The sequence below is a fragment of the Streptococcus sp. ELY_86 genome (genome assembly GCF_058314495.1).
In genome coordinates this window covers 66,245-91,647 of sequence record NZ_JBZFUK010000005.1, presented here as the reverse complement: position 1 = coordinate 91,647, position 25,403 = coordinate 66,245, and the positions used below count along the sequence as shown (strand labels likewise).

The following is a 25,403-nucleotide window of genomic DNA, read 5'->3' as shown; positions in this document are numbered from 1 at the left end:
TTCTTAGTCTTCATTTACGAAAGGCATAAGTGCCATAACGCGAGCACGTTTGATTGCTGTTGTTACTTTACGTTGGTTCTTAGCTGAAGTCCCTGTTACGCGGCGTGGAAGAATTTTTCCGCGCTCTGAAACAAAACGGCTAAGCAATTCAGTATCTTTATAATCAACATATTCAATCTTGTTAGCTGCGATATAGTCGACTTTTTTACGGCGTTTAAATCCGCCACGACGTTGTTGAGCCATGTATTTTCTCCTCTTTATATTTTTGTATTCGTTCCATTAGAATGGAAGATCGTCATCCGAAATATCCATTGGATTGGAATTTCCAAATGGACTTTCATCTCTGCCGAAGTTTGGTGTTTGCGATTGTGAAGCATCCTGCTGAGCAGAAAAGTTACTTCCGCCAAAATTGCCGCCGGCATTATAGCTGCCAGACTGAGCTTCACGTGTAGCACGGCTTTCCAAAATTTGGAAATTATCGGCAACAACCTCTGTGACATAAACACGCTGACCCTGCTGATTTTCATAATTACGGGTTTGAATACGGCCTGTAATTCCAAGCAGGGTGCCTTTTTTAGCCCAATTAGCTAAATTTTCAGCCTGCTGGCGCCAAATCACGATGTTAATGAAGTCAGCTTCACGTTCACCATTTTGATTTTTAAAATTACGGTTAACCGCAAGCGTGAAAGTTGCAACAGCTTGATTACTTGGGGTGTAACGAAGCTCAGCATCACGAGTCATGCGACCAACGAGTACTACATTATTAATCATAAACGACCACTACTTTCTTAAGCGTCAAGTTTAACGATCATGTGACGAAGAATATCGCCGTTGATTTTTGAAAGACGGTCAAACTCGTCAAGAGCGACAGCATCTTCAGCCTCAACATTGACAATATGGTAGAGTCCTTCACGGAAATCTTGGATTTCGTATGCAAGACGGCGTTTTTCCCAATCTTTTGATTCAACAACAGTTGCACCGTTGTCGGTCAAGATAGCGTCAAAGCGTTCTACCAAAGCGTTTTTCGCTTCTTCTTCAATGTTCGGACGAATAATATAAAGAATTTCGTACTTTGCCATTGATTTTTCCTCCTTTTGGACTAATGACCCACGGTCTTTGCCATGAGTAAGTGAGGGATACTCACGAAATACTATTATACAAAAATTATAGAACAAATGCAAGGAAAAATAATATTTCCATTCTGCAATACGTAAATCCCACTATATCTTTCATACCGCAAGAAAAAGGTATTATAAATCCAATAGTTTTTAATTTGTTAAATTTTTCAAACATTTAATTAACAAAAATCACGCTCTTTTCCCAACTTATATCAATTAAGTTACTTTTTCTATTTAAAGTTGATTAGGAAAAGTTTAAGTGCTAAAATATCACCATTATAATAAGAAGTTTTAAAGGAACTTTAGAAGATTGGGAATAAGGGCATACAATGTAATGAAAAAACTTTACCTTTCAATAATAGTGATGCTTATTGTATCAGTTAGCTTTTCAACTTTAGCAAGAATTGGTTCAACAACTCCCAGCAAAACTGTGCGCTATATTTGCGCCGGCCTTGGTCTCTTAGAATGCCTCCTAATAGGGATTTATGCCATCATTTACTTTAAGATCAAGTAGTTAGACGAGAATTAGACACTTTTTTCTCACTCTCATAATTCTTAATCATAAGAGTCACGCTTCAGTCCATACAATAAACCCCGACGATTTACACGCTCATCGCCGGGGTTCCTTCTGCTTTTACAATCAAAGTGTCATTGGACTTCTCCTTTGCACTTTTTGATTTCCAAGGAGTTATTCACTATTTTCATAGTCTTTCTGATTTATCTCTAAAATGGTAGACCTCCTTTAATATTCTATTTAAGAATTACTAGGTCTTTGAGCTCTCCAACCTAAATATCTACCTAGATTGTCGACCATAACTTTATTCTTATTTATTAAAGCAGAGGACTCTGCTCGCGAGCATTTACTTGTAAGGATTTTAAATAATGACCACCCAAAACTTCTTTTTTTCGTACAATCGTCTCTGGTCGTTTATTCTTCATATCCCGATTATAATCTTCAACTGTCCTCTTGCTTGTTTATCACATCTACAATAAAACATTATTTGTAAAGTTACTGCCTACCGTCTATTCTTTGTCACCGTTCTTATAGCGACCTACATCAAGGATTAACATAAGCGCCACCTCCTATTTAACAAAAAACTAATGGTTTATAGAAATATTTAATCTCCGTTTTTGTACCGTGCGATATTCAATCTTACCATAAGAATTCCTCCTTATTGTTAATGATTTCTTATCTTTTTTCTAAATTCATTTTATCGTAACCGCTTACATTTGTCAAGATAAAACTATTAAAAATATGACTTTTTTGGAAAATAAATCAGCATCTGCTACAATAGTTTTATGCTAGATTTAAATGATTACGGTATCAAAATGTGGAAAGCAGACAAAATTGCTTCCTTTAGAAAAACATTATTAGCTTGGTATGATCAGGAAAAGCGTGATCTGCCCTGGCGCCGGACAAAAAATCCCTACTGCATCTGGGTCTCTGAAATTATGCTCCAGCAAACTCAGGTGACAACAGTCATCCCTTACTATGAACGTTTTTTGGACTGGTTTCCAAGCATTCAGGATTTGGCTCAGGCACCCGAAGAACAATTACTTAAAGCTTGGGAAGGTTTGGGGTATTACTCCCGTGTGCGCAATATGCAGACCGCTGCCCGGCAAATTATGGAAAAGCATGGCGGTTACTTTCCCAATACTTATGATGCTATTGCTAAACTAAAAGGAATCGGTCCTTACACAGCTGGAGCTATTGCCAGTATCGCTTTTGACCTGCCAGAACCAGCAGTTGACGGCAATGTCATGCGGGTGATGGCCAGGCTCTTTGAAGTTGACTATGATATTGGCAATCCTAAAAATCGTAAGATTTTTCAAACTATCACCCAAATACTTATTGATCCGGAACGCCCCGGAGATTTTAATCAGGCTCTGATGGACTTGGGAACAGATATTGAAGCCGCTAAAAATCCACGGCCGGAAGAAAGTCCTGTCCGCTCTTTCAGCGCTGCCTATCTCCACGGGACAATGGACAAGTACCCGATTAAACTGCCTAAGAAAAAGCCGCGTCCCGTGCAGATCCAGGCCTTTGTCATCCGCAACCAAAGGGGTGATTTTCTGCTCGAAAAAAATAACAAGGGGCGTTTGTTGGAAGGCTTTTGGACATTTCCGCTTCTGGAAACGGACTTTATCAGCCGGCAGCTGAATCTCTTTGAAAATGATGAAGCCACTGTTTTAGAAACGCAGTCGCAAAAACAGATTTTTACAGAGGATTATCAGCTGACAGTTGATTGGTCTGATAAGGTTTTTAAAACTGTTAAACACACTTTCAGCCATCAAAAATGGCAAATTGAGCTAGCAGAAGGATTCACGGCAAGCGACAGTCTGCCAGCCAAACATGAGCTTCGCTGGGTTTCTGCTAAAGAGTTTGACCGTTTTCCCATGGCGACACCTCAGAAAAAAATGATAGAAGCCTATTTGAAAACTATAGACTCCAAAAAATATTAAAATCACCTGCCTGTCCCTGCAAAATCATCTCAGAAATGTTCTTTGACTGACTAAAAAATGTTATTTAAGCTTTCTGAAAGAATTCTTTAAGCCTGTCTTAAGGAAGCACCTCTATACTAGAGTCATCCTAGCAATAGGATTCCCAAAACTTTTCTTTTTCATAAATCTCCTAAAAACGGCCCAACTTTTGTTGGGCTGTTTTGCTGTTAAAATAGTAACAACTAATGTAAAATTTTCACCAAACATGGCTCGGTACCCATCACTGTAAGGAGCTAAAGCTCAAACAGTGAGCGTATCTTTTTCATAGCAGCGGCTGCTAGTCATCTTCTCACGGCTTTGCCGTTTAAGCTGACAGTAGCTGTTGCATACGTATTCGTACGGCCTGAAGGTCTACGACTGCGGTAAAATCTCCTAAAAAAGAGCTCTGAGAAATGACCTGCACCCCAAAAGTTGGACACAAAATCTAACGATTGGGGTGTTATTTTTATGAAATTAAGTTACAAAGATAAACTAAAAAGATCGAGACTTTCGTCTCAATCTTTCTTTACTGATAGCAATACAGCTCATTAACCAAGCTCGGCTACAATTGCCTTAAGCTGATCCTTAGTATGAACACCGGCTACTTGTTTAACAACTTCGCCGTTTTTCTTAAAGAGAAGCGTTGGAATGCTCATGATGCCAAACTGCTGTGCTGTATTAGGATTTTCATCAACATCAATTTTGACAATTTTGAGTTCGTCTTCGTCCAGTTCTTCTGAAAGCTGTTCAAGGATGGGAGCCTGCATGAGACAAGGACCGCACCAAGTTGCCCAGAAATCAACAAGAACAAGACCGTCTTTTGTTTCTGCTTCAAAGGTTGTATCTGTGACTGCTTTTGTCATAGTGTTTTTCCTCCATTGTTTTTTATAAGCCTATTCTACACTAAAAGATATCATTTGCCTAATATTTGCTACGCTATTTGAAGGTAACGATTGTTGCTCCTGAACCGCCTGCATTTTGCGGGGCATAGCCAAATTCTTTAATATTCTTATTGCGGCGTAAATACTTGGTGACACCTTCTCGGATAACACCTGTTCCAATTCCGTGGATAATATCTACCTGAGCCATATTATTGAGCAGTGCCTGATCAATAAACTCATCCAGCTCCTGCATAGCCTCTTCATAACGTTTACCGCGCAGATCAAGCCGAGCACGAGGAGCCTTTTGAGAACTTCTTTTGACCACCTGAACGTGTTTTTTCTGAGGATTCTTGGCACTGTCTCGTTTAACTAAATCAAATTCACTTTCCTGCAAAGTCATTTTGATTAGTCCGACCTGTGCTTCCCAGCGGCCGTCCTTAAGCTGCTTGACAAGAGTTCCTCTTTGTCCGTAGCTGCTGACGATGATATCATCTCCTACCCGGGCTGCTCGTTTTTTCTTAGCCTTTTTTAAGACCTTGTTTTTAGATAAATCAATATCAGGCGCCAAGGTTTTAAGCTGCCTTTTGGCTTCGATGACTTCATGGGGTTTAAGCTGTGATTTAGCATGGAGGTTTTTGAGAATGCTGTCGCTTTCTGCCAAAGCCTTATCAACTATATCCTGAGCTTGAGCTTTTGCTTTGTCCAATTCTTTATCTCTGGCATGTGAAAATTCATTATAAAGTTTTTTGACAGCACGATTAAACTTGAGATTTTCCTGTTCAACCGCACGAATATTGTCCAGACGCCTGCGGCTTTCAATGGTCTGATTTTCCAAACGTTCAATAATCCGGTTGACATCAGAGTTTGTATCTGTCATATTTTCGGCATCTGAAACAATAATTTCTGACAGACCCAGACGGCGGGCTATTTCAAAGGCGTTGGAACGCCCCGGCACTCCCTGCATGAAATGATAGGTAGGACTCAGCGTTACCATATCAAATTCCATGCTGGCATTTTCCACATAATCCGACTCAATACCGTAGGCTTTAAGTTCGGGATAGTGTGTGGTCACCATTGTCTTGATATCCGACAGACGCAGGTGTTCTAAGATACTCATAGCCAGGGCTGCACCTTCCTGCGGGTCTGTCCCTGCGCCCAGTTCATCAAAAAGCACCAAGCTGTCCTTATCAGCGGTCTGCAGAATATCAACGATATGCGTCATGTGGCTTGAAAAAGTCGACAGACTTTGTTCAATGGACTGTTCATCACCGATATCAGCAAATATTTCTTTAAAGACAGCGGTCTTGCTCCCTTGATCAGCCGGAATCGGAAGGCCTGACTGAGCCATAAGTTGAGTTACTCCCAGTGTCTTCAGCATAATCGTCTTACCGCCTGTATTGGGGCCGGTAATTAAGATAGCAGTTGTATCCGTGCCAAAATGCAAATCATTAGCGACCGGATGCGTTAAGAGAGGATGGCGGACGCCCAGCAGCTGAATGGTTTTGTCAGCGGTCAAGCTGGGAATAGACGCTTGATACTCTCTCATATAAAGATACTTGGCACGCACAAAATCAAGATGCCCCAGCAGCCAAGCATTATTTCTGATGGCAGCTGTCTCAGGGCGCAGCCTGTCCGATAAGGCCTGTAAAATCCGCATCATTTCGTGGCGTTCATCAGCACGCGCCTGTGTCATGTCCTCATTGAGGTTGACAACAGCTCTGGGTTCAATATAAACCGTGCTGCCGGAAGCCGAAATATCATGAACGACACCTGCAATCCGGTGGCGATAAGTGTTTTTGACAGGCAAAACACTGCGGCCGCTGCGGCTGGCAATAAGGTTTTCAGCCAGCAAGTCACCTTGTTTTTTTAACATTTCCTGAAGAATCTGACGGATCTGCTGCTCATTTTGCTGAATTTTGTGACGAATCTGCGTTAATTCCGGGCTGGCAAAATCCTCGATAAAGCCACTGTCATTAATCGCCTGCAGGCTTCCTTGCAGATCAGGAAAACGCTCAATTTTTTCAAACACACGATTCAAAGCGGTTAATGAAACATTCTCTAAGTTATGGTAAAAGTCATTCATTTCAGCCGACAGCTGTAAAATCCGCTTAAAGGCAAGGAGTTCTTGAATATTGAGATCAGCTCCCAATTCTAAGCGGCGCAAACTCTCAGAAATATCCTGACTGTGTCCCAGCCCAAAAGAGCCGTATTCCTGATAAATCTGCTCAACATCTGCCACCTCTTCAAAAGAACGCTCTATCTTAGCCCTATCAGCCATCGGCAGTAAGCTGTCTAGTTCTGTTTGTCCCTGCTCGGTTTGCAGAAAACCGGCAAACTGTTTTTTTACCTTATCAAATTCCAAGGCCGTTAAAATCTTTGTATTCATGGCCTTATTATACCACAATGCAGCAAAATGCCGGACACTAAAAACCGCAGTAAAAAAGTGAGGCCGAACCTCACTTTAATACAGCAGCTATCCAAAAATGATTGACCATCCATGAAAGCAAAGGAAAATTAATCAACAGACGAATCACCCAGCTTCCTGCCAGAAAATTCTGGACCGCATCGACAGGTATAGTTGCCAAAATGCTGAAAAAGAGATTGAATGACAGCATGGTCACCAAAACGGCTAAACCGCCGCTGACACAGGCAAAAACGGGTCTCTCAAAACGATCCAGCCTGACAAAGTGCACAAAAATACCAAGCAGGCGAAAAATCAGATAAGCCAAAACATAAAGGCTAAAAAAGGACAAGCCCGCATAAAATACCTGATCCAATTCAAACAAACCTACTGAACTGAAAAAAGTGACAGATGCCCCTTCACTGGCATTAGTATAGGGCACCCAAAGTGTCAGCACTTGAGCCAGAGGTTTGTAATATGCTGCAGCGATTCCCAGCGAAATCAGACTGGCTGTAAAGTAATAAGTCTGTAAGATAATACCGCGGTGATAGCCAATATAAAAATTCCAAGCTAAAAGCAAGAGAATCAAAAGCGATATCATTTTTTATCTCCGCTTCGCTGTGCCCGGCCTTTCAAAATAGACAGTTCCTTCGTTCTGAATTTTTCCAGCTCTTCTTCTTTTTTATCAAAATCAATTTCTCGGCTGAGCTGGGTCGATAAGGCATTGATAGCCATCAAGATGGCAATCGTTTCATCATCGGCCTGAGGCAATTTTTCTTTAATGGCATCATATTTTTCTTTCGCAACCCGTTCAATCTCTTCCATAAAGAGATTGTCTTTGTCGGTTGTCAGGGTTAATGTTTTTTCACCAAACGTGAATTTGTAACGATTTTTACTTGTCATAAGTCCACCTCGAATTTTATTATAGCGTAAAATCTTTTTTTCGTAAATTAGAGAATTTTTAATTTCTCTCCCAAAATCCCTTTCAGGCAGGAAAAACAGAAGATTTTTTCCTTTAAAAATTTTTTACAAAAATTTTAATCGCGCTTTTATCAGCCATATCACATTAGAATATTCCAAAGATTTGCTTTTTTATGCTAAAATATATTTTATGAATACTTTTGTTCTGAAGCTCGATGAAAAGGCTGTCCAAGACCTGATCAAAAAACTCAGTAGCTTTCGCATTCAAAACAGCAATTCTTACGTTCGTTTTGCTGCCAAGTTTAAAGAGACTACAATCCTGATTTACACCTCAGGCAAGGTTGTTTTCCAAGGAAAAAACATTTCAGAAACTGCTCACACTTTAGGTTTTCAGGCCGAGCCTGCCCATCAAGATGAGCAAAGCAGCAAAAATCTTTCTTTCATTGGTTCTGACGAAGTGGGAAACGGGTCTTACTTTGGCGGCTTGGCAGTGGTTGCTAGTTTTGTCCGGTCCTCTGACGGTCCCTTTCTAAAAAAGTTAGGCGTAGATGATTCTAAGAATCTGACAGATGCTAAAATTCGCCAGATTGCGCCCTTATTAGAGGAAAAAATACCGCATAAGGCTCTGCTTCTGACGCCTCAAAAATACAATCAGGCAGTAGGTCCCAAGCACAGGCACAATGCAGTTTCTGTTAAGGTAGCCATGCACAATCAGGCCATCTTTCTGCTTTTGAAAGAAGGAGCCGCACCTGATAAAATTGTTATTGACGCCTTCACCAGCTTCAATAATTATCAAAAATATGTGAAGCATGAGGCCAATCGTTTTCCCAACCCTATCAGTCTGGAAGAAAAGGCAGAAGGAAAATATCTGGCAGTCGCTGTCAGTTCTATCATTGCCCGCAAGCTCTTTTTAGACAATCTTGCTGCTTTAAGTCAGGAAATCGGCTTTAATCTGCCCAGCGGTGCAGGTTCCCAATCTGATAGGACAGCCAGTCAGATTTTAAAAGTTTATGGAGAAGACGGGCTCAGGCATGCAGCCAAGCTCCATTTCAAAAATACAGAAAAAGCCTATCAATTACTAAAATAATAAGGATGGTATCATGAAAAGTTTTTTAAAAGAATGGGGACTCCTTTTGTCCTTCTTGATCGTTTTCGGACTCTTGCGTCTCTTTGTCTGGTTCCCTGTTCAGGTGGACGGCCACTCGATGGACCCTACTTTGGCTGACGGAGAACATCTTATCGTTGTGAAAACAGCATCTATTGAACACTTTGATATTGTCGTTGCCACTGAAGGTAATAAACATATCGTAAAACGTGTTATCGGTATGCCCGGCGACACTATCACCTATGAAAATGACATGCTTTCTATCAACGGTAAAAAAGCGGATGAAACCTATCTGAAACAGTATAAGAAAAAATTCGCTGCGGACAGACTGTACAATACTTATTCTTACAATCCCTATTTCCAAGAATTGGCTTCAAAATCCACCGCATTTACAACGGACAGCCAAGGAAATGCCAGCTTTACCATTAAAGTGCCCAAAAACCGCTATCTTCTTTTGGGCGATGACCGCATTGTCTCCAAAGACAGCCGCCAAGTCGGAACTTTTTCCAAGGATAAGCTGGTGGGAGAAGTGAAATTCCGCTTCTGGCCGCTCAACGCTGTCCGTTTTATTTCAAATAAATAAGAAGACTTTCAACTAAACGGGAGCAGGAAAACTCAGACAGCTTTGAGGTTATTTCCGCTCTCGATTTTTTATAAGGAACTGCTATGACCTATTATTTTTCAGGCACTATCGAACGTGTCATTTTCGAAAATGCCAGTAATTTTTTTAAGATTATTCTTCTGGAAATTGATGATACTGACAGTGATTTTGATGACTTTGAAATTATTGTCACCGGAACCATTGCCGATGTGATCGAAGGAGAAAATTACACCTTTTGGGGAGAGTTGACCCAGCACCCCAAATACGGCGAACAGCTGAAGGTCGAGCGCTACGAGCGCGCTAAACCTTCTTCTGCCGGCTTGATTAAATACTTTTCCAGCGAACATTTCAAGGGCATCGGAAAAAAAACTGCTGAAAAAATTATCCAGCTGTACGGTGACGAACCCATTGATAAAATTTTAAAAGATCCCAGCAAACTAAGCAGTATCGCCGGTCTCTCTAAAGTCAACCGGGAAAAATTCGTCAGCAAGCTGCGAATCAATTACGGTACCGAACAAATTCTGGCCAAGCTGGCGGAATATGGTTTAAGCACTAAACTTGCCGTCCAGATTTTTGATCATTACCGAGAAGACAGTCTGGATATCATCAATGAAAATCCCTATCAGCTGGTTGAGGACATTCAGGGAATCGGCTTTAAACTGGCGGACCAGTTAGCTGAGCAGCTGGGAATTGAAAGTGATGCTCCCCAGCGTTTTCGTGCAGCTTTAGTCCATACTCTTTTGGAAACCTCCATCAATCAGGGAGACACTTACATTGAAGCTAAAGAATTGCTGGAAAAGGCCATTTTTATTCTTGAAGAAGCTAGACAAATCGAACTTGATCCCAGTCAGGTGGCTGAGGAGCTGAGCCGGCTGATTGCCGAGGATAAGGTGCAGAATATTGACACTAAAATCTTTGATAATACGCTTTTCTATGCGGAAGTTGGTATTCAAAAGCACCTCTCCCGTATTCTTGAACAGCCGCTGCAAAAACCTGTCAACGATACAGATATTGAAGCTGAAATCAAACATGTTCAGGAAGACTTCACTATTCACTATGACGCCACTCAAAAAGAAGCTATCCAAAAAGCGCTGCAAAACAAAGTCTTTCTGTTAACCGGCGGACCAGGAACAGGAAAAACAACGGTCATTAACGGCATCATTAAAGCCTATGCCAGTCTTCATAATATTGATCTTGACAGCAGCGATATTCCTATTATTCTGGCTGCGCCAACCGGCCGGGCAGCCAGACGCATGAACGAATTAACAGGTCTTCCCAGTGCGACGATTCACCGCCATCTGGGTTTAAACAGCGACAGCGACTACCAAGCACTCGAAGATTTCTTGGACTGTGATTTGATTATTATTGACGAGTTTTCCATGGTAGATACCTGGCTGGCCAATCAGCTGTTCAGCGCTATCGCATCAGACACACAGGTCATTATTGTCGGTGACAGCGATCAGCTGCCTTCTGTCGGTCCTGGGCAGGTCCTGGCTGACTTACTGAAAATTCATTCACTGCCGCAGGTAGCACTGACTAAAATTTTCAGACAGTCCGAAGATTCGACCATTGTTACTTTGGCCAGCCATATTCGGCAGGGCATTCTTCCTCCTGATTTTACAGAAAAAAAAGCGGATCGTTCTTATTTTGAAGCACAGAGCAGCCACATTCCTCCAATGATAACTAAGATTGTCAAAGCTGCTCTTAAAAGCGGCATTGCTGCCCAGGGCGTTCAAATTCTGGCTCCTATGTACCGCGGACAGGCAGGCATTAACAACCTTAACACATTGATGCAGGAGCTCCTCAATCCCTTAGCCGGACGGCAGGAATTTCAGTTCAATGACCTGCATTTTCGCAAGGGTGACAAAGTTCTTCATTTGGTCAATGATGCCGAAATCAATGTTTTTAACGGCGATATCGGCTACATCACTGATTTGATGCCTGCAAAATACACTGAATCCAAGCAGGACGAAATTGTCATTGACTTTGAAGGCACAGAAGTCTCCTATCCTCGCAGTGACTGGATCAAGATCACACTGGCCTATGCCATGAGCATCCATAAATCTCAGGGCAGCGAGTTTAAAGTCGTCATTCTGCCTATCACGCGTCAGGGAGGACGCCTCCTGCAGCGCAACCTCGTTTATACTGCCATTACACGCGCCAAAAGCAAACTGATAATGCTGGGTGAAATAGCAGCCTTTGATTATGCCGTTAAGAATCAGGGAACCGTGCGCCGGACCTATCTTGTCCAACGATTTAAAGTCCCGGAAACTAAGCAAATTTCGGCAGTCTTGGAGAAGACGGAACAAGGCGGTGAAAACCTGCAGGTTCCCAAAAAAGATGCCTTCATCCTGACCGAAAACAATCTGCTGACTATCGACCCTATGATCGGTCTGTCACAAGCTGATTTTGAGATTTTCTTTAAAAAGTAGCTTACTTATTTTTAGGACAAAATGATCATGGCAATGTATTTTTGCAAACACAGTCTGAAAGACTGCAAAATACCCTTTTCATCTATTTTCAACAGCTTTAGTTTATGTTAAAATAGGCTTGTGTCATAAGACACAGGCTTTTTTATTTTTAGGAGGTTTATATGGTATCATACGAAAAAGTGAGGCAGTCGCTGAAGACCAGCACAATTGTCGTTGCTGTTCTCAATACCTTGAGCATTATTTTAGGACTTTGGGGCATACTTGGCGCTTTTTCCCTGCGCCAAGCTATTCAAAGCGGAAAAATTGATCAATACAAGTTAACCGCAGAGCAGTTAGCTGCCCTCAAACAATCCATCACATCAACAGCCATTATGATTACTGTTGTCACGCTTATTATCAATATCGCTATCGCTGTTTTTTGCTTCATCAACTTATCAAAATTAAAGCAAGGACAGTCTGTCAGCTCAATTCCTTATTATTTAGGGATTGCACTGTCAACCTTTAACATCGTTTATTTCGTGATTTTCAACCAATTGTCAGTCATTGCGCTCTTGATTCAAGTTGCCTATATTGTTCTGTATTTTTACGCTATCCAAAAAGCAAGAACACTGGCCGGAAAAGAAAAAGAGTAATCTTTTTAAGCAATACAAAAAGCTGGGGCTATGTCCTCGGTTTTTTTTGACGGTCTGGAGTTTTAAAATCTGTCATTATCTGCCACTATTTCTGGCAAAATTAAAATTAACACTGTCTTTTTCTGAAAATTTTTCCCGTGTAAAATGGGCAGTTTTGCTGTTTTTTGCCGTTTTTTGCCTTTTTTTATAAAAAAGCTATTGCTTTTTTCATGAAAACGTTTTACAATAATAATGTTCTTAAATTTCTTTAACAAAGGAGAATTTTGTGACTTTATCCAAGGAACATTATTCTTTTTAATTGAGAAAAAATTTTTATAAGGAGGAAGAACAAGAATGGCTATCGGAATCATTATCGCCAGTCATGGTGAGTTTGCCGCTGGTATTCATCAATCTGGTTCTATGATCTTTGGCGATCAAGAGAAAGTTCAAGTTGTGACTTTCATGCCAAGTGAAGGACCTGATGACCTTTATGCCAAATTCAACGATGCAATTGCTGCATTCGATGCGGATGATGAGATTTTAGTTCTGGCTGACTTGTGGAGCGGTTCTCCATTTAATCAGGCCAGCCGTGTCATGGAAGAAAATCCTGACCGTAAATTTGCAATCATCACCGGACTCAATTTGCCTATGCTGATTCAAGCCTATACAGAACGCATGATGGATGCTTCTGCAGGGGTTGAAAAGGTAGCTGCAAATATTATTAAAGAGGCTAAGGACGGTGTCAAAGCCCTCCCTGAAGAGCTGCAGCCCAAAGACGCAGCTCCTGCTGCCGCTGCTGCAAGCGTGGCGCCTCAAGGTGCCATCCCCGAAGGAACGGTTATCGGTGATGGTAAACTCAAGATCAATCTTGCCCGTGTTGACACTCGTCTTTTGCATGGACAGGTAGCTACCAACTGGACGCCGGCTTCCAAAGCTGATCGTATCATTGTAGCATCTGACACTGTAGCCAAGGACGAGCTGCGCAAAGGATTAATCAAACAAGCCGCACCAGGCGGTGTTAAAGCTAATGTTGTTCCAATCAAAAAACTGATTGAAGCAGCCAAAGATCCACGTTTTGGCAATACACATGCCCTGATTCTCTTTGAAACACCTCAAGAAGCTCTTGAAGCGATCGAAGGCGGTGTGCCGATCAAAGAATTAAACATCGGTTCAATGGCTCACTCAACCGGAAAAACAATGGTCAACAATGTTATTTCCATGGATAAAGATGACGTCGCAACCTTCGAAAAACTCCGCGATTTAGGCGTGAAGTTTGATGTTCGCAAGGTGCCAAACGACTCTCAAAAAGACTTGTTTGAACTCATTGAAAAAGCCCACGTACAGTAAAGATAAGGTGACTGTTCCTTGAAACAGACCCGTTATCTTCTCGTCGTCCTTATCAATTCACTTATAACTTAATCAAAAAGGAAGGATGTAGAAACATGTCAGATATTTCTATTATTTCTATGATTTTAGTCGTTATCGTCGCCTTCTTCGCAGGGCTGGACGGTATTCTCGACCAATTTCAATTCCACCAACCGCTGGTCTCATGTACATTAATCGGTTTGGTGACAGGCCATCTTGAAGCAGGTATTATCCTAGGTGGCTCACTTCAAATGATTGCTCTCGGCTGGGCAAATATTGGTGCCGCAGTTGCACCGGATATTGCTTTAGCTGCAACTGCTGCCGCTATCATCATGATAAAAGGCGGTAACTTTAGCCAACGCGGTATCGGTGTCGCAACTGCTGTTGCCGTACCATTGGCTGTTGCCGGACTTGCCCTTACCATGATCGTCCGGACTCTTTCCGTCGCAATCGTTCATGGTGCTGATGCGGCCGCTAAAAATGGTAACATCGCTGGGGTAGAACGTGCCCATTTCACTGCCCTTCTCCTGCAAGGTCTTCGTATCGCTGTTCCCGCAGCCCTTCTGCTCGCTCTTCCTACATCAACTGTACAATCAATGCTCAATGCGATTCCTGACTGGCTGGCAGATGGTATGACAATCGGCGGTGGCATGGTTGTTGCCGTTGGTTATGCTATGGTTATCAACATGATGGCAACTCGTGAAGTTTGGCCGTTCTTCGTTCTCGGTTTTGTCTTCGCTGCCCTTAGCGATCTAACTTTAATCGCTCTTGGTGCAATTGGTGTTGCTATGGCTCTTATTTACCTCAACCTTTCAAAACAAGGCGGTTCCGGTAACGGTGGTTCAGCCGGCAGTTCCGGAGATCCAATCGGCGACATCTTAGAAGACTACTAGAAAGGAGCGATTAACATGGCAGAAAAAATTCAATTAACACAATCTGATCGTCGTAAAGTTTGGTGGCGCTCCACTTTCCTGCAAGGTTCTTGGAACTATGAACGGATGCAAAACTTGGGCTGGGCTTACGCACTTATCCCCGCCATCAAAAAACTTTATACATCAAAAGAAGAGCGTTCTGCTGCTTTGGAACGCCATCTGGAATTCTTTAATACCCACCCTTACGTAGCTGCTCCTATTATGGGGGTTACCCTCGCTCTGGAAGAAGAACGTGCTAACGGTGTTGAAATCGATGATGCCGCTATCCAAGGGGTTAAAATCGGTATGATGGGACCTTTAGCCGGTATCGGTGATCCGGTCTTCTGGTTTACCATCCGTCCTATTCTCGGTGCCCTCGGTGCATCTATTGCATCTTCAGGCAACATCCTTGGTCCAATCATTTTCTTCTTTGGCTGGAATATTATCCGTATGGCCTTCTTGTGGTACACACAAGAATTCGGTTACAGAGCAGGTTCTGAAATTACAAAAGACCTCTCCGGCGGTATTCTTAAAGATATTACCAAAGGGGCTTCTATCTTAGGTATGTTCATCCTAGCAGCCTTAGTAGAACGTTGGGTATCTATTAAATTTACTGTAGGTCTTCCGTCAACACCACTTGCCAAAGGAGCTTATATTGAATTTCCTAACGGCAGTGTCTCAGGCTCTCAACTGCAAAAGATCCTCGGTCAGGTAGCAGACGGCCTCAGCTTAACACAGGACAAAGTAAACACCCTGCAAGGTCAGCTGGACTCTTTGATCCCAGGTCTGATGGGCTTGCTTCTTACCTTCTTGTGTATGTGGCTACTTAAGAAAAAAGTTTCTCCAATCACAATCATCATCGGACTCTTTATCGTTGGTATCGTAGCCCATGTCATTGGATTGATGTAAGATTAAGCTGTTTTACTACTGAAAATTCTTTAGAGTTTTGCAGACCTACTCCCCTAATGGCGGCAGTGAAAAGTTTCATTGAGCTCACAGGGGAGTTTTTTGCTGCTCAAAAGCTGAGCTGCTCAGTCAGAAGGCTTCAGCTCTATAACGGATTATCGCTATTTTGCTATCTGAAATAGCTTAAGCCTCTTTTTTTTGATATAATAAAACATATTATTCAGGAGTATATTATGGCACAATCAATCAATACCAAAGTTGAATATACAGGCAAAGGGGTTTCTTATCTAGGCATCGGCGGTAAAGTCGGTAAATTTCTCTTAGGCGATCGCGCCTTTGAATTTTACAACGATGCCAATGTCGAGCACTTCATTCAGATCCCTTGGACAAGCATCATTGAAATGGGCGCCAATGTCAGTCGGAAAAAAGTCAGCCGTCATTTTGAAATCGTTACTGACCAGGGAAAATTTCTCTTTGCATCGTCTGATTCAGGTAAAATCTTAAAAATATCCCGCCAGCATATCGGCAACGACAAGGTTGTGAGGTATCCCAGCCTCATTCAAAAAATCGCTTCGCGTTTCAGCAGAAAAAACAAAGCGGCTAAGAATTAAACAATTAAGCCTATTTCTTATGAATAAGGCAATGAAAAGAGAGTGGGACAAAAACCAGCAGTGGTTCAGTGGTGCTAAAGCATCTAATAACTGTGCAGGGGTAAGACTAAGTCGGCTAAGCCGACAAGTTTTACTCCCAACCACTGCGTCAATCTGGTAAATCTGGAATAATGCTAAAGAGTCTGGACTTTTTTGTCCAAGACTCTTTTTAGTTATCATAGTCTCCAAAAGGCAGCCAACTGTCTATTTTCATGATAAAGCGTTGCAGATTCAGCATATCAAACAGCTTTATCCTCAAAATCTCAACCACGGTAGAGACCACATAGATAAGAAAAGCCGTTCCTAAAATCAGAAAAGGAAAGAGCCAAATAGGAGCTGCAACGAATGATTCAAAACCATCTTCCAAGAAAAAGCGAACCATCAAAGGATTGAGGTGAAACAGATAAACTCCCAGTGTTGTCGGAGCCAGCACCTTGATCAGCTTGAAAAAACGGCTGTCCTTTTTTATATCTAAAGTCGCAAAGAAGATGAAAATAGCTAAGGCTTCACAAAGAAGTGTCGGTGAGGTGTACCAGTACCAAATATCACCAATGAGCAGTTTAGCAGCGAGCGTTGCGGCCATGGCCGTCAGGGCAATCAGAAGTATCAGTCTGCGGCTGAATAAATGTTTTAAATCAAGCCGCTGCAAATAGGCCCCGATAATGTAAAGAACAATCAGCCAGTTCATACTAAAGCCCTTGGCAAAGGAAAACTCATCCACCTTCGTATTAAACAAAACCGGAAGCACAGAAAAAAAGACAATTGCCAAAATGACCGTATGCTTTAAATCTTTTGTTCTCAGTCGTTTTAAAGCCAGATTCAAGATGGGCATAAAAATTAAGAGCCCAAAATAAGCTGTCACATACCAATACTGCCCTGTGATTATAGGAAAGAAAGCCTCAATCCAGTCATGATAGGTTACCGGTTTTTGCAAGAATGTAAAAATTGCAGTAAAAGCAACTGTATAAAAGAAGACTTGCAGCCATAAAGAAAGGCACTTCGAATAGCGATAGCGTGAATGAACACCAACATAACCGCTGATTAAGGCATAGCAGTTAACCGCGCTGTAAGCCAGCACTTGAATGCTCCATGTCACAAAATAATAAGGATCAAAATCCTCTTCTACAGTTGAGCGAATGCCGCCTTTCCCCAGAACATGGGTAACAACAATCATAAACATTGCAAAAATACGAAGAAAATCGATGCCAGAATTATAGTGTGACTGTCTGTTTTCTCTAATCTTTTCTTTCATCGTTTTACTATTTTAACACAGGAAACAGGCAAAGGGAAAAATGTTTTAAATTTGAGATATTTTGTTAAAGTAATTTCATAAAATTAATGATTCTGAACAAGAGAATTCTAAACTTCCATATTTACATTCTATTTTAAATCTTGTATAATGAAAACAACGGATAAGTAGCATCGAATCTTTTTCAGAAAGCCTGCGGCTGCTGCGAGCAGGTAAAGAGACCATGTGAAATTCTACCGTGATATTTTTTATTACCGTAATTAAGAGCACAGAATGTGAAGCTGGATGGAACCGCGCTTAAGGCGCTCCAGCAAGTCATTATCTGTGTTTTTTTATTAAAATAGAAAGGAAAGTTTGGTTAAGCAGCTATGCTTAACTGAACCCGGGCTGAATCCCAAAAAAAGATAAGCCGTCCAGTGTACCAGTACACTTTGCTGCTTGCCTCTTTTCTATCGGATCTTACGCCCTTGGTATCTTAACTTATGTTAGACATTAAACGTATTCGCAATAATTTTGACAGTATCGCTGAAAAATTAGTCACTCGCGGTGTTGAAGCGGACACCTTGCAAGAACTAAAAGACCTTGACAGCAAACGCCGGTCTCTTCTCATCCGTTCTGAGGAAGCTAAGGCCGAGCGCAACACAGCTTCTGCTGCTATCGCACAGGCGAAACGCAATAAAGAAGACGTTTCTGAGCAGATTGCTGCCATGCAAAAGCTATCAGCTCAAATTAAAACAATCGATGCTGAATTAGCTGAAATCGATGAAAAACTAAATGCCATCATTACCATTTTGCCAAACACACCTCACGAGAGCGTTCCTCTAGGAGCTGATGAAGACGAAAACGTCGAGGTTCGCCGCTGGGGAACTCCGCCTGCTTTTGATTTTGACATTAAAGCGCACTGGGATATTGGTGAAAATCTTGATATTTTAGATTGGGAACGCGGTGCCAAAGTCACAGGTTCACGGTTTTTGTTTTACAAAGGACTGGGAGCTCGTTTAGAGCGGGCTATCTATAACTTCATGCTGGATGAACACGCTAAAGAAGGCTACACAGAGGTTATTCCGCCATATATGGTCAATCATGGGTCTATGTTTGGGACAGGTCAATACCCAAAATTCAAAGAAGACACCTTTGAACTGGCAGATACTGACTATGTTCTTATCCCGACCGCTGAAGTTCCCTTAACCAATTACTACCGCGATGAAATTATCGACGGCAAAAACTTGCCAATCTACTTTACGGCCATGAGCCCCTCATTTCGTTCAGAAGCCGGCTCTGCCGGCCGTGATACCCGCGGGCTCATCCGGCTGCACCAATTTCACAAGGTTGAAATGGTCAAGTTTGCTAAGCCGGAAGAATCATACGATGAACTGGAAAAAATGGTGGCCAACGCCGAAAATATCCTGCAAAAACTGGAACTGCCTTATCGTGTTATTACTCTATGTACCGGCGACATGGGCTTTTCAGCAGCCAAAACCTACGATTTAGAAGTTTGGATTCCTGCACAAAACACTTATCGTGAAATCTCTTCTTGCTCAAATACCGAAGATTTCCAAGCCCGCCGCGCTCAAATCCGCTACCGCGACGAAGCTGACGGCAAAGTAAAACTGCTTCATACTCTCAACGGATCAGGTCTTGCCGTGGGCCGTACAGTCGCTGCCATTCTTGAAAATTACCAAAACAAAGATGGTTCAGTTACTATTCCTGAAGCGCTCCGGCCTTATATGGGCGGAGCTGAGGTTATCGGTCCCAAAAATAAATAAACACAGCTTCAGCTAATAAATTGCTTTTACTCCATTACAACTAGAGTGCACTTGCAGGTGCGCCCTAGTTTTTTCTTAGTAAGAGCAATTTTAATCTTGATGAGTAATCAGAAATCCTACTAAGACTGTCAAAATAAGAGAATAGATTGTTTTATTTTACGTTGCTTTTAAAAGATTATCCAAATATATCAAAATAATTAAGTATACATGGCAAATCCTTGCTCCCCTTGATTTTTTCTTAAAACGAGCCTAGAATGAAAATGTATCCGATAAGTTAAAATCCCGTTACTTAATTGAGCAGGAATAAATAAAAATTTAAAGGAGAGTTTGTCATGAATTCTTTAGCTTTTGATTAGTTCGAACTTATGGACGATGACATGCTTGCCAGTGTGGAAGGCGGAGTCAATTGGGATCGTGTTTTTGGTGGTACTACAGTTTATCTTGGTGCGACTATGGCGCTCTGCACAACTACTGGTCCAATCGGTTGGGGAGTGGGCGCAGCATACCTTGCTACTTGTGCAGCTTCAGGTGCATACATTGGCTATGGTTTGGCAACCTAATCTAGGTATTTGTTAAATCAAGCTAATATTTGAGGTGGTTATCGTGAGAAGAAAAAGTTCTTTTGTAATTTGTACAGCAATTATCATCATATCAAACATTCTTATGATGACAGTTATTAACAATGGTGAGGAGAAATTGTCAAATCTATTTGTAATAGCGATTGCATTAGTTTGCTTCCCAGGCTTTTTATGGGCAATTGATAATGAAATGACCTCACTTATCAGGATTGAATCTTCTGCCTTACTTCTTCTCGCTGTCCTTTCTGCCATGCGCTTAATCAATAGAATTGATACCTTACCCACTGTAGTCAACTCCACGGTAATTATTGTCGCTTTAGGTTTAACAACAGTGCTCTTAGTTGCCGGGATTGTCAGGTGGATAGCCAGAAAGAAGAAAGATTGATCAATAACAGCCAAACCTGTTTGAAACCAGGTCGTAAACTAAAGAAGACGTCCTCAGAAAACTTTTCTGAGGACTTTTTTGATTAATTCAGCAATTTTCTAACTAAAAGGAAAAGACAAAAATGTCCCATAGCAACTTGACAGCTGACGATAAGCCCAAAATAAAGGCGCTATTAGGAATTTTCCTCATTTTTTATCCTTAACAGCAAAATAACGAGTGGCGGCAACAGCTTTTTGCCAGCCGCGGTAGAGCTCTTGTGCTTCTTTGACAGGCATTGATGGTTCAAATCGCTGACCGCCAGCAAAAAGCCCCTTTAATTCTTCTGTATCTTGCCAATAACCAACAGCCAAACCTGCTAGGAAAGCTGCTCCCAGAGCTGTTGTTTCCAGATTAGCTACCCGTTTAATCGGTATCTGCAGAATATCTGCTTGAAACTGCATAAGATAAGTATTCATAGCCGCACCGCCATCCACCCGCAGCTGGGGAATAGCGATACCCGTATCAGCCCGCATGGTATCTATGACATCGCGCGTCTGATACGCTAATGACTGCAAGGTTGCTTTAATAAGGTCATCGTCGCTCGTTCCGCGGGTCAGACCAAAAACCGCACCGCGCGCTTCGCTGTCCCAGTAAGGAGCTCCAAGTCCTGTGAAAGCAGGAACCAGATAAACTTCGTTATGGCTTTTAGAACGGTAGGCCGCCGCTTGAGAATCAGGTGCTGAAGCTAAGAGATGCAATTTATCGCGCAGCCATTGCAGGGCAGAGCCTGCTACAAAGACAGAACCTTCCAAAGCATAGGTCACTTCTCCATCTAAAGCATAAGCAATCGTCGTTAAAAGATGATTGGCTGACTTAATGGGCTGTGCTCCTGTATTCATAACAATAAAAGCACCTGTCCCATAAGTATTTTTGACCATTCCTTCTTCCAAGGCCAACTGTCCAAAGAGAGCCGCCTGCTGGTCTCCTGCCATGCCGCAAATAGGAACGGAACTGCCAAAAAAGTGAAAAGGAACGGTATGTCCGTATATTTCTGAATTAGCCTTTACTTCCGGCAAGAGCTTGGACGGAATTTGCAGCAAATCCAGAATCTCTTGATCCCAAGTCAACTCATGTATATTAAACAGCATGGTTCGGCTGGCATTAGAATAATCTGTCATATGCGCCTGCCCGCCTGTTAAACGCCAGAGCAGCCAAGTGTCAATCGTCCCAAAGAGCAGCTCCCCATTTTCTGCCCGCTTTTGGGCACCTGGTACTTGGTCTAAGATCCAGCGAATCTTAGTGGCCGAAAAATAAGCATCAACAATTAAGCCTGTTCTGGCATGGATCATCTCCTGATAACCGTCAGCTACCAGCTGATCAGCAATACTGCTGGTCTGTCTGGACTGCCAGACAATCGCATGGTAGATGGGCAAGCCTGTTGCCTTATCCCAGATAACCGTAGTTTCACGCTGATTGGTAATGCCGATGCCTGCAATCTGCTGAGGTTTAATACCGGACTCAATAAAAAGAGTTGCTAAAGTCGCCTGCACAGCATTCCAAATCTCGTTAGCATCGTGTTCGACCCAGCCGGGCTGCGGAAAATATTGGGGAAATTCTTTTTGAGCTTCATGTACTTTCTTTCCCGCTTTGTCGAAAAGAATGGTCCGCGTTGACGTTGTTCCCTCATCAATTGCTAAAATATAAGATTCTGTCACCTGTCGTCTCCTTTTGATAACGTTTACAGACATTATACCTTACTCGCTTTCTTTTCACAAGGCGAGAAAAAAGAGCCTTTTAGAAGACCCTGTTATCTCTGATAAAATATTAGCGAAAAGACATCAAAAAGTCTACTTGACCTTACTTTTTGTCAGCCTTACCGTATTCTCTAAAAACGCCGAATAAAACCAGCAGCATGCCAATAAGGGCAAATGTTATCTGCAGCATATTACTTGATGTTAAGAGAACCCTAATCCCTAAAAATAAGACTATCAATACACAAGGAATAACTAAATATTTTTTCATATTATGAACCCCTGCTAGTATAATCAACTGACAATATTAACAAAAGCTATTTTGCTGTCTGCAAAGCCAACAACGTTATTTCTAATATTACCTTACCATTTTAAGTTCGCAGTTTTCAAAAATTCGCAAATACGAAAATTTATTTTTACTTATTTGCATATGTGCAAATAAGCTGTTTTACAATTATCAACTCAATAAATATACAGCAATCAGGTCGATTATAAAAAGAGGATGGTTCTTACCTACTATCCGTTTATGTATTGATGGTATTTTAATAATTATGTTACCATAATATTATTTTTAAAGAAAATATTCAGAAAGTAAAAGGGATATTTTCAAGAAGGTAACGTTTTCACAACAATTAATTTCATTCCTTGATTTTTACAAAAAAAGTATTTTTATGAATATAAATTATAAAAAAAGGAGATCTTGTTGAATGAACACTTTAGCTTTTGAACAATTTGAAACGTTGGATACCGAATCTCTGTCATCCGTTGAGGCCGGCGGTGTTCTTTTAGGTGCCGTTGGTGCCGTAGCCGGAGGAGTGGGCGGCTTCTTAACGGGAGGGGTTGCCGGAGCAGCCGTTGGAACAGTAACTCTTCCAGTTGTCGGAACCGTTGCAGGAACTACAGTCGGGGCTATCGGCGGAGCTGTAACCGGCGCTGCTACTTTAGGTCTGGCTGGAGCCAGTGTTGATAATTGGGGCCCTTGGATTTAATTTGCTGCTAGAAAGAAGGTGGCTCTATGTTATCACCTAAATTTGCTTGGCTTGTTCTTGCAAGCTATCCTATCTTACTGATGATTTCACTGTTATTTCCAATTAAAAATATTAAGCCTATTGTATTTACAATATTGCTGGTCGAAAATCTTTTGGTGATTGCACTTTACTTAAAAGGAAAGTATTTTGCATAATATCACGTGAAAACAGCTTCAAGTCAAATAACAACAGCCTGATTCCTAGGTTTCAAAGGAATCAGGCTGTTTTTTTATCCTATTGGCTATTGACAAAACAAATCCCATAAAAGTTTAAGTCAAAGCGGCCCAACATCTTTCATCTGGTTGCCTGGTAATAAGGCATAAGCTTGTCAAATCCCTGAGCCAATTGATTTGTCAATTCAGATAAAACCATGTGTTCTGTCACAGGAACATCATACTTGACCAAAACTTTTCGAACCTGACCGCTTGCAACTTTTTCACCTAACTCCCGACGATTTGCTTCAGTTCCTGCAAGACGGTGGCTGAGACCGTTTTCCTGAGCAAAATAGTAAAGCGGCTCAGCAATCGGTATTTCCAAAACCTGATGCTGCTTAAGGAGCGTCGTTTCTGATTTTTTGCGTTCGACAAAACTGACTTCCACACTAATGCCAAAGTCCTCAGACTGGCCATAGAGCCTTATGGCAAGACCAACATCAGACTGGCTGTCCTCCGGTCTTTTAAAATAACACCAAAAATGAGGTCTGGCTATCTGAGCCTGACTGGCCCAATTACTGACACGAGTCATCTGAAACGGCGCAACTTTAGGTTCCAGAGTTTTGGCGATTTCTGTAAATTCCTGACGGGCAGCCTGACCCAGAGACTTTAAAGCCAGCATTTCTCCCGCTAGAGGCCCTGACTTTTCGGGCTTGGTATATTTGAACCCTTGCTGACTCAAATATTTTTGAATAGCTTGATACATCATAATCTCTTTTCTCTATCCATGAGACTAGACACTTGCCAAAGAGATAGCCCTTACTTACGTTTTCGGGCAATCAAACGGATAGGAGTGCCTTCAAACACAAAGGCTTCGCGGATTTGATTTTCTAAGAAACGCAGATATGAAAAATGCATCAGCTCTTCTTCATTGACAAAAATAATAAAGGTCGGCGGTTTGACAGAGACCTGTGTCGCATAGAATATTTTAAGCCGGCGGCCTTTATCAGTCGGTGTTGGATTAACGGCAACGGCATCCATGATAACATCATTGAGCACTGCTGACGGAATACGCATATTTTGGCTCTGGCTGATTTGTTTAATCATCTCCGGCAGCTTATTAAGACGCTGTTTGGTTAGAGCAGAGACAAAGACAATCGGTGCATAAGTGATATATTGGAAACTGTCTCTCAGATCAAGCTCCCACTGGGCAACTGTATGGTTGTCTTTTTTTATGGTATCCCACTTATTGACAACAAGAATGATGCCCTTGCCGGCTTCATGAGCAAAACCTGCAATGCGTTTGTCATACTCCCGAATTCCTTCTTCTGCATTGATAACCATAAGGACAATATCAGAACGGTCAATGGCACGCATGGCACGCATGACGGAGTACTTTTCAGTGTTTTCGTAAACCTTGCCGGATTTTCGCATACCGGCAGTATCGATCATGATAAATTCCTGACCCTCACTGTCTGTAAAATGCGTATCAACAGCATCACGCGTTGTTCCTGCAACGGGACTTGCAATCACGCGCTCTTCCCCCAAAATAGCGTTAATTAGGCTGGACTTGCCAACATTGGGACGGCCGATTAAACTGAATTTTATCACATCAGGATTGTCTTCTTCGAGTTTTGTCGGAAGATTTTGCACAATCGCATCGAGCACATCTCCAGTACCCAGTCCGTGCACAGATGAAACAGGATAGGGATCTCCCAGACCAAGTGAATAAAAATCATAAATGTCATTGCGCATTTCAGGATTGTCAACCTTATTGACAGCAAGAATAACCGGCTTTTGGGTACGGTAGAGAATTCTTGCGACATATTCATCAGCATCTGTAATGCCTTCTCTGCCGGATACCACAAAGACAATGACATCAGCCTCTGTCATAGCGATATCAGCCTGGTGCTTGATTTGTTCCATAAAGGGGGCATCAACATCATCAATACCGCCTGTATCAATCAAAGAAAACTTGCGGTTGAGCCACTCGGCACTGGCATAGATGCGGTCCCTTGTCACGCCTTCAACATCTTCAACGATGGAAATGCGTTCCCCGGCTATACGGTTAAAAAGCGTTGATTTGCCGACATTGGGACGGCCGACAATCGCTACGGTTGGTAAAGCCATTA

The 25,403-nt window shown here is 42.0% G+C and carries 25 protein-coding genes and 2 pseudogenes; 14 read left to right on the top strand and 13 right to left on the bottom strand.

Features of this window, described 5'->3' with window-relative positions; genetic code table 11:
* Positions 1 to 3: 3 nt before the first annotated feature.
* Genes rpsR through rpsF form a run of 3 tightly spaced genes read right to left on the bottom strand, consistent with a single transcriptional unit; the run spans position 4 to position 1,079 of the window.
* Positions 4 to 243 (bottom strand): 30S ribosomal protein S18, encoded by a 240-nt coding sequence (gene rpsR / locus AC4HAN_RS07940; RefSeq protein ID WP_000068664.1) that lies wholly within the window; start codon positions 241 to 243, stop codon positions 4 to 6.
* Positions 244 to 279: 36 nt separating this feature from the next.
* Positions 280 to 771 (bottom strand): single-stranded DNA-binding protein, encoded by a 492-nt coding sequence (locus AC4HAN_RS07935; RefSeq protein ID WP_027975348.1) that lies wholly within the window; start codon positions 769 to 771, stop codon positions 280 to 282.
* A gap of 17 nt (positions 772 to 788) precedes the next feature.
* Positions 789 to 1,079: a 30S ribosomal protein S6 gene (gene rpsF / locus AC4HAN_RS07930; protein ID WP_491092038.1), complete on the bottom strand. Its 291-nt coding sequence runs from the start codon at positions 1,077 to 1,079 to the stop codon at positions 789 to 791.
* A 1,338-nt stretch (positions 1,080 to 2,417) separates the two neighbouring features.
* Here rpsF and mutY point away from each other — a divergent pair.
* Complete coding sequence (gene mutY / locus AC4HAN_RS07925; RefSeq protein ID WP_491092037.1) at positions 2,418 to 3,581, top strand: A/G-specific adenine glycosylase; 1,164 nt, start codon at positions 2,418 to 2,420, stop codon at positions 3,579 to 3,581.
* Positions 3,582 to 4,147: 566 nt separating this feature from the next.
* Here the strand turns inward: mutY and trxA are convergent.
* From trxA to AC4HAN_RS07905, 4 genes and pseudogenes are all read right to left on the bottom strand, one after another.
* A pseudogene (gene trxA, locus AC4HAN_RS07920) lies at positions 4,148 to 4,465 on the bottom strand (thioredoxin); the annotation flags it as partial.
* Between the two features lie 70 nt (positions 4,466 to 4,535).
* Positions 4,536 to 6,866 (bottom strand): endonuclease MutS2, encoded by a 2,331-nt coding sequence (locus AC4HAN_RS07915; RefSeq protein ID WP_491092036.1) that lies wholly within the window; start codon positions 6,864 to 6,866, stop codon positions 4,536 to 4,538.
* A gap of 70 nt (positions 6,867 to 6,936) precedes the next feature.
* On the bottom strand, positions 6,937 to 7,482 hold the full coding sequence (locus tag AC4HAN_RS07910) for a CvpA family protein (protein WP_491092035.1): 546 nt from the start codon (positions 7,480 to 7,482) through the stop codon (positions 6,937 to 6,939).
* Entirely contained in the window at positions 7,479 to 7,784 is a 306-nt protein-coding gene (locus tag AC4HAN_RS07905; protein WP_491092034.1) for a hypothetical protein, read from the bottom strand. Before AC4HAN_RS07905 ends, AC4HAN_RS07910 begins: the two co-directional genes overlap by 4 nt.
* A 208-nt stretch (positions 7,785 to 7,992) precedes the next feature.
* Between AC4HAN_RS07905 and rnhC the strand changes: the two genes are divergently transcribed.
* The 4 genes and pseudogenes from rnhC (at position 7,993) to AC4HAN_RS07885 (ending at position 12,572) form a co-directional block, all read left to right on the top strand.
* A complete protein-coding gene (gene rnhC / locus AC4HAN_RS07900) occupies positions 7,993 to 8,889 on the top strand; it encodes a ribonuclease HIII (RefSeq protein WP_491092033.1) in 897 nt (298 codons plus the stop codon).
* A 13-nt stretch (positions 8,890 to 8,902) separates the two neighbouring features.
* Positions 8,903 to 9,490 (top strand): signal peptidase I, encoded by a 588-nt coding sequence (gene lepB / locus AC4HAN_RS07895; RefSeq protein WP_491092032.1) that lies wholly within the window; start codon positions 8,903 to 8,905, stop codon positions 9,488 to 9,490.
* Positions 9,491 to 9,573: 83 nt separating this feature from the next.
* Positions 9,574 to 11,779 (top strand): annotated as a pseudogene (gene recD2 / locus AC4HAN_RS07890) (SF1B family DNA helicase RecD2); the annotation flags it as partial.
* A gap of 322 nt (positions 11,780 to 12,101) precedes the next feature.
* Positions 12,102 to 12,572 (top strand): hypothetical protein, encoded by a 471-nt coding sequence (locus tag AC4HAN_RS07885; RefSeq protein ID WP_491092031.1) that lies wholly within the window; start codon positions 12,102 to 12,104, stop codon positions 12,570 to 12,572.
* Positions 12,573 to 12,634: 62 nt separating this feature from the next.
* Here AC4HAN_RS07885 and AC4HAN_RS07880 read toward each other — a convergent pair whose 3' ends face one another.
* Positions 12,635 to 12,922 (bottom strand): hypothetical protein, encoded by a 288-nt coding sequence (locus AC4HAN_RS07880; protein ID WP_491092030.1) that lies wholly within the window; start codon positions 12,920 to 12,922, stop codon positions 12,635 to 12,637.
* On the opposite strand from AC4HAN_RS07880, the gene AC4HAN_RS07875 reads away from it, so the two are divergent.
* The 4 genes from AC4HAN_RS07875 (at position 12,906) to AC4HAN_RS07860 (ending at position 16,344) form a co-directional block, all read left to right on the top strand.
* Positions 12,906 to 13,898: a PTS sugar transporter subunit IIB gene (locus AC4HAN_RS07875; RefSeq protein WP_491092029.1), complete on the top strand. Its 993-nt coding sequence runs from the start codon at positions 12,906 to 12,908 to the stop codon at positions 13,896 to 13,898. The two genes, AC4HAN_RS07880 and AC4HAN_RS07875, sit on opposite strands and share 17 nt — an antisense overlap.
* Before the next feature lie 95 nt (positions 13,899 to 13,993).
* A complete protein-coding gene (locus AC4HAN_RS07870) occupies positions 13,994 to 14,809 on the top strand; it encodes a PTS mannose/fructose/sorbose transporter subunit IIC (RefSeq protein ID WP_491092028.1) in 816 nt (271 codons plus the stop codon).
* 15 nt (positions 14,810 to 14,824) lie between these two features.
* A complete protein-coding gene (locus AC4HAN_RS07865; RefSeq protein WP_491092027.1) occupies positions 14,825 to 15,736 on the top strand; it encodes a PTS system mannose/fructose/sorbose family transporter subunit IID in 912 nt (303 codons plus the stop codon).
* Positions 15,737 to 15,966: 230 nt separating this feature from the next.
* Positions 15,967 to 16,344, top strand: coding sequence for a DUF956 family protein (locus AC4HAN_RS07860; protein WP_491092026.1), 378 nt, complete (start codon positions 15,967 to 15,969; stop codon positions 16,342 to 16,344).
* Between the two features lie 208 nt (positions 16,345 to 16,552).
* Here AC4HAN_RS07860 and AC4HAN_RS07855 read toward each other — a convergent pair whose 3' ends face one another.
* The gene (locus AC4HAN_RS07855) at positions 16,553 to 17,635 is read right to left on the bottom strand and encodes an acyltransferase (protein ID WP_491092025.1); all 1,083 of its coding nucleotides are present in this window, start codon (positions 17,633 to 17,635) and stop codon (positions 16,553 to 16,555) included.
* 479 nt (positions 17,636 to 18,114) lie between these two features.
* Here AC4HAN_RS07855 and serS point away from each other — a divergent pair, with 479 nt between their 5' ends.
* The 3 genes from serS (at position 18,115) to AC4HAN_RS07840 (ending at position 20,361) form a co-directional block, all read left to right on the top strand.
* Positions 18,115 to 19,398 (top strand): serine--tRNA ligase, encoded by a 1,284-nt coding sequence (gene serS, locus AC4HAN_RS07850; RefSeq protein ID WP_491092024.1) that lies wholly within the window; start codon positions 18,115 to 18,117, stop codon positions 19,396 to 19,398.
* Between the two features lie 365 nt (positions 19,399 to 19,763).
* A complete protein-coding gene (locus AC4HAN_RS07845) occupies positions 19,764 to 19,958 on the top strand; it encodes a hypothetical protein (protein ID WP_491092023.1) in 195 nt (64 codons plus the stop codon).
* Between the two features lie 43 nt (positions 19,959 to 20,001).
* Positions 20,002 to 20,361, top strand: coding sequence for a hypothetical protein (locus AC4HAN_RS07840; RefSeq protein ID WP_491092022.1), 360 nt, complete (start codon positions 20,002 to 20,004; stop codon positions 20,359 to 20,361).
* Positions 20,362 to 20,546: 185 nt separating this feature from the next.
* Here the strand turns inward: AC4HAN_RS07840 and glpK are convergent, their stop codons facing one another.
* Together glpK and AC4HAN_RS07830 are read right to left on the bottom strand one after the other, a co-directional pair.
* Positions 20,547 to 22,055, bottom strand: coding sequence for a glycerol kinase GlpK (glpK, locus tag AC4HAN_RS07835; RefSeq protein ID WP_491092021.1), 1,509 nt, complete (start codon positions 22,053 to 22,055; stop codon positions 20,547 to 20,549).
* A 142-nt stretch (positions 22,056 to 22,197) separates the two neighbouring features.
* A complete protein-coding gene (locus AC4HAN_RS07830) occupies positions 22,198 to 22,362 on the bottom strand; it encodes a hypothetical protein (protein ID WP_491092020.1) in 165 nt (54 codons plus the stop codon).
* A gap of 436 nt (positions 22,363 to 22,798) precedes the next feature.
* Here AC4HAN_RS07830 and AC4HAN_RS07825 point away from each other — a divergent pair, with 436 nt between their 5' ends.
* The gene (locus tag AC4HAN_RS07825; RefSeq protein ID WP_491092019.1) at positions 22,799 to 23,080 is read left to right on the top strand and encodes a bacteriocin; all 282 of its coding nucleotides are present in this window, start codon (positions 22,799 to 22,801) and stop codon (positions 23,078 to 23,080) included.
* A 26-nt stretch (positions 23,081 to 23,106) separates the two neighbouring features.
* Positions 23,107 to 23,274, top strand: a complete 168-nt coding sequence (locus AC4HAN_RS07820; RefSeq protein WP_491092018.1) for a hypothetical protein — start codon at positions 23,107 to 23,109, stop codon at positions 23,272 to 23,274.
* A gap of 139 nt (positions 23,275 to 23,413) precedes the next feature.
* Here AC4HAN_RS07820 and AC4HAN_RS07815 read toward each other — a convergent pair whose 3' ends face one another.
* On the bottom strand, positions 23,414 to 24,037 hold the full coding sequence (locus tag AC4HAN_RS07815; protein ID WP_491092089.1) for an HI_0552 family protein: 624 nt from the start codon (positions 24,035 to 24,037) through the stop codon (positions 23,414 to 23,416).
* Positions 24,038 to 24,090: 53 nt separating this feature from the next.
* A complete protein-coding gene (der, locus tag AC4HAN_RS07810; protein ID WP_491092017.1) occupies positions 24,091 to 25,401 on the bottom strand; it encodes a ribosome biogenesis GTPase Der in 1,311 nt (436 codons plus the stop codon).
* Positions 25,402 to 25,403: the final 2 nt, after the last annotated feature.